This is a genomic window from Zarconia navalis LEGE 11467, assembly GCF_015207075.1.
GTDB classification, from domain to species: domain Bacteria; phylum Cyanobacteriota; class Cyanobacteriia; order Cyanobacteriales; family Geitlerinemataceae; genus Zarconia; species Zarconia navalis.
Map to the genome: position 1 here is coordinate 1 of NZ_JADEXN010000256.1, position 7,322 is coordinate 7,322.

At 46.3% G+C, this 7,322-nt stretch carries 9 protein-coding genes; 1 reads left to right on the forward strand and 8 read right to left on the reverse strand.

Annotated elements, in window-relative coordinates; all coding sequences use genetic code 11:
* On the forward strand, positions 1–220 hold a 220-nt coding region (locus IQ235_RS13875), incomplete at its 5' end, for a DALR anticodon-binding domain-containing protein (protein WP_264322044.1).
* Positions 221–415: 195 nt separating this feature from the next.
* Here IQ235_RS13875 and IQ235_RS13880 read toward each other — a convergent pair.
* From IQ235_RS13880 to IQ235_RS13910, 8 genes are all read right to left on the reverse strand, one after another.
* On the reverse strand, positions 416–2,704 hold the full coding sequence (locus IQ235_RS13880; protein ID WP_264322045.1) for a ribonucleoside-diphosphate reductase subunit alpha: 2,289 nt from the start codon (positions 2,702–2,704) through the stop codon (positions 416–418).
* Positions 2,705–2,894: 190 nt separating this feature from the next.
* Complete coding sequence (locus IQ235_RS13885; protein WP_264322046.1) at positions 2,895–3,506, reverse strand: HD domain-containing protein; 612 nt, start codon at positions 3,504–3,506, stop codon at positions 2,895–2,897.
* 319 nt (positions 3,507–3,825) lie between these two features.
* The gene (locus IQ235_RS18935; RefSeq protein WP_405196677.1) at positions 3,826–4,068 is read right to left on the reverse strand and encodes a DUF4349 domain-containing protein; all 243 of its coding nucleotides are present in this window, start codon (positions 4,066–4,068) and stop codon (positions 3,826–3,828) included.
* 105 nt (positions 4,069–4,173) lie between these two features.
* Positions 4,174–4,773: a Crp/Fnr family transcriptional regulator gene (locus tag IQ235_RS13890; RefSeq protein ID WP_264322047.1), complete on the reverse strand. Its 600-nt coding sequence runs from the start codon at positions 4,771–4,773 to the stop codon at positions 4,174–4,176.
* A 45-nt stretch (positions 4,774–4,818) separates the two neighbouring features.
* Positions 4,819–5,550 (reverse strand): alpha/beta fold hydrolase, encoded by a 732-nt coding sequence (locus IQ235_RS13895; RefSeq protein WP_264322048.1) that lies wholly within the window; start codon positions 5,548–5,550, stop codon positions 4,819–4,821.
* A gap of 344 nt (positions 5,551–5,894) precedes the next feature.
* A complete protein-coding gene (gene fldA, locus IQ235_RS13900) occupies positions 5,895–6,407 on the reverse strand; it encodes a flavodoxin FldA (RefSeq protein WP_264322049.1) in 513 nt (170 codons plus the stop codon).
* Between the two features lie 36 nt (positions 6,408–6,443).
* Positions 6,444–6,815, reverse strand: coding sequence for a hypothetical protein (locus IQ235_RS13905; protein ID WP_264322050.1), 372 nt, complete (start codon positions 6,813–6,815; stop codon positions 6,444–6,446).
* Between the two features lie 172 nt (positions 6,816–6,987).
* On the reverse strand, positions 6,988–7,263 hold the full coding sequence (locus tag IQ235_RS13910; protein WP_405196678.1) for a photosystem I reaction center subunit XI: 276 nt from the start codon (positions 7,261–7,263) through the stop codon (positions 6,988–6,990).
* Positions 7,264–7,322 lie beyond the last annotated feature (59 nt).

The following is a 7,322-nucleotide window of genomic DNA, read 5'->3' on the forward strand; positions in this document are numbered from 1 at the left end:
TCCCCGTACGGAAGCAGCTAAAAAGAATCGAAATTACCAACAATTGGTGGATGCTTTAGCAGAAATTTCTCCCACCGTCAGTCGATTTTTCGATGGAGATGATAGCGTTTTGGTGATGGATTCTAATCCGGATATCAAACAAAATCGCTTAAACCTATTAGGATTGCTGCGCAACCACGCGCGAGTTCTGGCAGATTTCGGCCCGATCGTTAAGGGATAATTCAAGGGTAGTGGCGTGGCATGGTTAAAACGATCCAATAGAGCTGGAAGACTCAATTTCTTCAAAAATAGGATAAAGATGCTTTAATTTTTTTCATGCATCCTCAGTGGTGAAATGCCAAATTACCTGACTTGCTGTGCGATTACGTCCAACAGCTTTAACCATGCCACACCACTACCGCATTCTTATGGGTTTTTAATTAGCACAGGCAACACAACCATCTCCAGACTCTTTAAAGTCATCTTTTTGGACGGTTCGCACGTAATAAATTGCCTTACATCCTTCTTGCCATGCCAACACTAAAGTCTCGAAAATATCTTTTGCCTTAATTGCCCGATCGGGGTTTTCTGGAAAATACACTCCTTGATTGAGATTAAACAGAATCTCCATGGAAATTCCCGTATCGATCCACTGTTGCATTTTGGCAACGGCTTTAATGACAATTTTTTGGTCGATGGTTTTATTTTCGGGATAGAACCAGAAGCTATCGCGAATAAATGGCGGGGCGATGGGGACGGTTCCTTTTGCCCATTTATCGTAGAAAAAGCGGCTGTAAACGGGCAAAATACTAGCGGTACATCCTTGCACCAAAGACGAAGAAGTATTGGGTGCGATCGCCGTAATATGAGAATTTCTGATGCCGTGTTTTTGGATATCTTCGCTCAAGGTTTGCCAGCGCTCTTTTTCATTGGCATTGTCCGAAAACCACTCAACCGGTTTTGCTCCAATTAAATGACCTTTACTCCATTCACTACCCGCAAAAGCCGGATACGCACCGCGTTCTTTTGATAGTTCCATGGAGGCACGAGTGCAATGGTAGCCAATGTCTTCAAACAAATTATCGATCGCCTCTAAATTGCTGTAGGAGATGCGATGTTTTGCCAACCAATCTGCCAGTCCCATCGCCCCAACACCAATCGTCCGATAGCGCTCGTTATGGGCGGCGCTGGCTTCAAAAGGAGGCGAGGTAAGTTCGATGGTATTGTCCAAAATTCGCACCGCAGTGTCGCAAATTTGCGGCAATTCCGAGACTTCTAAATTCGCTAAATTCAGGGAATCTAAATTGCAAGTATGGGCGAATTTGTGGGGGGTCACATTCGACCAGCTCTCCTGACATAAATTCCCACCAGGAATGTAACCTTCGTGTTGGTTGGGATTAGCACGATTGGAAGTATCCTTAAACCACAGGTAAGGCATCCCCGTTTCCACCTGCGATCGCATGATTTCTTTAAACAGTTCGCGGGCGCTAATTTTCTTATATAAGGTAATTTCTTGCCCCAAACTTCTCTCAATCTTTTGGTAGAGTTCCTCGAACTTTTCTCCCCAAAGTGCCGATAACTCTACGCCAAATTTCACCCGCACTTCGTAAGGATCGACGAGCGTCCACTCCTGTGCTGCCACCACTCGCCGCATAAATTCATCGCTAATCACCAACTGGGGGAAAATATCGTAAGCCTTGCGCCGCCTGTCGCCATTTTCCGTTTGGCATTCCAAAAATTCCGGTACGTCCAGATGCCAGATATCCAAACTGACGGTGACGGCCCCGGCGCGGCGGCCCCCCTGGTTCACGGCGATTGCCGTATCGTTGAGCAGCTTAATCCAGGGAATCACCCCGCCCGAGGCGTTCGCTTTTTCCATCACCCAGCTTCCGGTGGCGCGAATCCGGCTGACGTTCACCCCAACGCCGCCACCGTTTTTGGAAATTCGGGCCGTATCGGTAATGGTTTCAAAAATACTTTCTAAGTTATCGTCCATGGCTGCAATAAAACAGGACGACAGCGAACCCTTGGGAACCCTCAGATTGGCCAGAATCGGCGTGGCGAGAGAGATTTTGCGGCGGGCGATCGCTTCGTAGAACTGACGCGCCCAAATCAGGCGGTCTTGGGGGGTTTCAACGGATGCCAGCAGCAACGCACAGGTGAGTAAGGCTTCCTGGGGGAGTTCGTTGGGCAACAGGTAACGTTTGGTGAGTAATACCGCCCCGGCATAGTCGTAGTCGATATCCCAGTTGGGATCGATCCAGGAACCGGCTTCTTCAAGTTCTTCGACGGTATAGGTGAGGAGGCGATCGTTGTAGTGGCCCGATCGAACTTTGGCGATTGCTTCTTGGGCGTAATCTTGATATAAATGCGTTCCGGGAGTACTCGCATCCCGTTTTCCCCGCGCAACCTGGGTATCTTTCCACAAGTTCCAGATATGCAGCCGTCCCGCCACGTAGCGCCAGTCGGGTTCTGTGGGGCTGCACATTTCCAAGGCGCAGTTTATCAGATTATCCTGAATATCCCGCGTGGTAACGCCATGGCGCAAGCGAGTGGTCAGTCCGGCTTCTAGGGTGATAGGGTTGGCTTCTTTTCCCGCACAGGCCCATTCGACCACAGCACGAATTCGAGATATATCCAGCGGGGTGGGGGAACCATCCCGACGAATCACCTGAATTTTCGTCTGAGTTGGAGAAGTAGCGGCGATCGATAGGGTCGGTGACATATTCGGCGATTCTGTGGATGATATAGATTCTGACTCAGACCAGTTTACGACAAGGTTAAGCTCTATGGGTAGTGTTTAAGACTACAAAAAAAGTCTAAGCGATCCTATATGTAGGGTAATTACCCATGGAAAAAACTCGATCGCCCCGGCGGCGCCGATTTACAGAAAAAATTTAGAAACTTTACCGATTTCAGACGCGATCGCGATCGGATTTTGGGTTGGGGGAAGCAGATCGATCGCTTGCCAATCCTTCGATTTGGGACACCACGCGATCGAGTTCGTCTACCAGGGGGTGAGATTCAACGGTTCGCAGGGTCTCAACAACAGTTCGGTAATACCAGAGACTTCCTTCTTTACGCCCGGTAAACTGCTCCCAGAGGGATTCGCCCAAGACTCGATAGTCTTTTAAAATCGAGCGGGCATTGTACAGTTTATCAGCCGCGACGACCAATCGCACGGATTTAGACGCGGTGGGAATTCGAGCGATATAAGCTTCTTTTCGCGGTCGCCACGGGGGTTTGGGTTCCGTGTAGGCATCGGTACATCCCTCGACAATTTCTGTGACTCGATCGCCGAATCGGCGGCGAATTTCGTCCCGCGTCTCGATTCCTCCTTGGTCTTCGATCGCATCGTGCAGCAAGGCCGCGATCGCCTCGTCTTCATCTGCACCATATTCTAACGCCGTACTGCTGACTCCCAACAAATGCGCCACATAGGGAACTCCCGAACCTTTGCGAATTTGCTCGGCATGGAGTTGAGTTGCATAGGTTAGCGCTTCTGTAAACCGGTCGGAGAGAGGCATTGGGCAGGGCGACTTGGCAAGGACTTTTTCCAGTATAAGGGGAAATTAAGTCATGAGTCATGAGTAATAAGTAATGAGTAAGATAGGGGTTCTCAATCTCATGAAGTCTAGCCAACTGTAGGCAGGGTAATTGTAGAAAGTCTGGTTCGGGCTGAAATTTACGATCGAAATTGTAAGCATTTAGATATTAGCTCTTGACCGTCAGCTTTGACCCTTTATCTCTGTGACCAATTTAACCTCATCCTCTCGAATTCTGAAATCGCTTGCAGCCGTCAAACCCGACAGCAATAAGGAAAAAGTAAGGACTAAAACTTAGCAACTAAATGCCTGTTTTTAGCAATCTAAACATCATATTTTTGGCAGCATAGGTGGAACTTTCCCAAGTTTCTTTAATTTGTAAATTTAATGGGCAATCGAGTTCCGGAATAGAGGCGATAGGGGCTTCTGATTTGAGGTAAATTGTAGAATAATTGACTTGAGTCTGTAAGTTTTTGAACTGAGCGTCTATCCGTTCGATCGATTCTCGAAAGTTGCCCAAGAGTTGAGCAACTTGAGTTATGATTCGGCTTCAGGGATCGTGTTTTCTCAACTCCAGTTAAGCCGAAGATTTTGGGATAGCGCGTCTCGATACCAAAATTGAAACGAAACGGCACGACTCAATCTTCCGTCAACCCCAGTTCCCTTCCAGTGGGGGTTTCGGGATAGGTTCCTCTTCTCGCCAAATTAAATCGCGCCGATCCCGCACGATGGTTCCTTCGGCTTCTAGCTGTTTGAGGATGCGGGTGACGGTGACGCGAGAGGTTCCAAGCACTTCGGCAATGCATTGGTGAGAAAGACGAACGGCAATTAGTTTTCCGTAAGTGACTCGATGTCCGAATTTCTGGGCTAGCCAATGGAGAAAATACCGCACGCGATCGCGAACGGGTTCGCAACGAAGAATCGTGGTAAAAACGCCCGCTTGACGAGCGTGTTCGAGAAGAGAATCAACCAGTAAATACCAACGATCGCACGGAATTAAGATTGCGGAAACAGAACTCAAGCATTCAACTTCGTAGGGGGCAATTTCCGAGAGTGGCTGACCGACAAGATCGCCTTTTCCCCAGATTCCCAGGGTGATAATTTTGCCTTGTTCGTTCCAGGTTAACGTTCGGATCGCACCTCGTTCGATTTGCCAAAGTCCTCTACTGTTCAGAGGAATCGTATCTCGACGTTTGAAGTACTGCAAGGAGGGTTTATAAAAGTTCGAGGGTGGGGTTAGGAGTTGCATGGCGATTGGATGAAATGATAAAGGCTTATTCTCGTTGGTGAGATTCTAAACTAAGATTTCAAAATTGGCTTTGTCGGGCAATGATTCCCAAAACTGAGTGATTTGAGATTCTACTTTATCCGGATAAAAGTGGTGAAAGAAATGACGACCATCATCGCCAACCCACAGACGATCGCCCCCTTTCAAGTATTTCGACCAGCCGTGAAGTTGGTTTCGATCGATGACAACATCATTTTGTACGCCGCATACGAGTAAGGGAACGGGAACGGTTTGGGGAGCGATCGAAAATCTTTGATATAAAGAATGAGGGGAAGGAGAAAATTCCAAGTCTTCTTCGAGCATTTCGACGAGTTTATAACATTTTTCTTTAGGTTGATTTCCAAATAAGTTGTGAACCATTTGATGCAGCACAATTTTGCGATCGCAGGATAACAGTTGCCGCTGAACGTAGTAATGGGCTTGCCAATCAACTGCTGGATGAACGCCAACAGATAAAAGCGTTAACGATTTAACAGATTGGGGATATTTTCGGGCGTATAATAAACCGACTAAACCGGCAGTACTATGACCGATTAAATGAATTGGACGAGGGCATAATGCGAGATAGTGATGTAAAAGTCTAACGGCGATGTCGAGAGAACAGCCTTCATCGGGATTTTGTCGATATTGCCAAACGCCTAAAGATGATTTTGAAGATATTCGATCGATGAGCTGTCGATCGAATTCGGCAAAATTAAAACTCGTATTTAGCCATAGTATATTTGGATATTGATTCATTATTTTATCTGAACGCATATCTTTTTAATGTTTTCAGTTTATATTCTTGCTTACTATTATAGCAATAACTTTTTGTATTTTTAGCAACAAATAAAAAGAGTGTTTTATTGATTTATTTTGTATTCAAGCAATAAAAAACAGCGATGGTTTTCCATTGCTTATTACTTATATCTTGTTAATGCTTTATTGTTTTTGCTTTCCGTTAGACGATCGATATTCAAACCTAAAAACCTTGTGTTGTGTTTGAATACCGATCGATCTAACTTAATTCGCTTTAAAATTGACCGGTGTTTTGTCAGTTGAACCTATCTTTAACCCAAGAGTTCTCAACAATCGATCGAGAGTTATACGCCAAACTCCGATTTGATTTGAGACACCCAGGCGCTGACCCGCTCTTCCGTCAGTTCCGATTGATTGTCATCATCGATCGCCAAACCGACAAACTTACCATTTTTCAAAGCTTTCGACTCCTCAAAATCGTAGCCCTCTACCGACCAACAGCCGATAGTTTTTCCACCTTTTTCGGAAATCTTTTCCTCCAAAATCCCAACGGCATCCATGAAGTTTTCCGAATACCCAATTTGGTCGCCTGTTCCGAAATAGGCGACGGTTTTACCACTGAAGTCGAGATTATCCAAATCGTCGTAGAGCGCTTCCCAATCATCTTGCAAGTCGCCAATATTCCACGTGGGAGATGCAACAATTAGGTTCTCGTAAGCATCCAGTTCGCTGACATCTTCAACATCTGCCATATTGTGCAGCGTGACGACATCTTCACCTAGCATTTCCTGAATCATCTCTGCGATGGCTTCAGTTTTTCCAGTAGTGCTGCCGAAAAAAAGACCAATTTTAGACATGATAATTTCTCCAAATTAAATTGACAAAGTTTACGATTACAAGCGACTAGCTTTTGAAGCCGTCGCACAAGTTGGTTTCGCTTTCGAGATCGAACAATTGCACTTCGAGCAAGTCCCACAAGACTTCTGCGGATCTCGTTGGGGAATGGGTTTGGAAATCGGCTCAAAATCTCGACATCCCAGTGCATCTTCAGTCATCGCTTCGACGGGGCGAACGGTGCATTTAAGTCGGAAGTCTCCGGTAAAATAAACGCAGCGATCGCAAGGAATAGCATGAAGTCGTTTGAGATGAACTGTTCCTTGGCGAAGGGCTTGCCAAGCACTCCAAACAAATAAACTCAATAAACCCCAAATTGAAGCAAAGCAAATAATTGGGGGTAACCAGATTAGAACGCGATCGAAAGACATAATCTAGGAATTGCTCGAAGGCAAAAAGAACATCAAGACAAAAACCAGACACCCGAGGTTTCCCATCTGAAGAAAAACCCATAAACACAAAGGATGAAAAACCACAAGGTTCGATCGAAACCCACGGTGTCTGGCAAGAAAACTAAAGGTGGGTTTTGGCGAATCGTCACGCCTATCCCAAAAATTGAATGCTTTGACGAAGAACGTCTAAATTGTTCAAAATCAGGTAGGCAAAAATCGTGCCGCCAATTCCACCCACGCAGAAACCACCGCTAAACAAACTCCAGGCTTCTGCGGTTTGCAAGTTTTTGGGTAACTCACCAACGGCTGTTTTACTGCCACCAAAAGTGACCGTTCCGTAAGCCGAAAGGCATAAAGAAGCAATCAGAACCAACGTCGCCGCCGCCAGACATCCCACCAGGTTCGGATTTGATGTGCCACAATCCACCGCCAAAGCACAAAAGTCCGACCCAAATGTGGCCGCCGACGACATCTTCGAGATTATTC

Coding starts and splice junctions, on each gene's coding strand:
- IQ235_RS13890 (WP_264322047.1), bottom strand. CDS start 4,773: ATGCAACTCCTAACCCCACCCTCGAACTTTTATAAACCCTCCTTGCAG.
- IQ235_RS13885 (WP_264322046.1), bottom strand. CDS start 3,506: ATGCCTCTCTCCGACCGGTTTACAGAAGCGCTAACCTATGCAACTCAA.
- fldA (WP_264322049.1), bottom strand. CDS start 6,407: ATGTCTAAAATTGGTCTTTTTTTCGGCAGCACTACTGGAAAAACTGAA.
- IQ235_RS13905 (WP_264322050.1), bottom strand. CDS start 6,815: ATGTCTTTCGATCGCGTTCTAATCTGGTTACCCCCAATTATTTGCTTT.
- IQ235_RS13895 (WP_264322048.1), bottom strand. CDS start 5,550: ATGAATCAATATCCAAATATACTATGGCTAAATACGAGTTTTAATTTT.
- IQ235_RS13880 (WP_264322045.1), bottom strand. CDS start 2,704: ATGTCACCGACCCTATCGATCGCCGCTACTTCTCCAACTCAGACGAAA.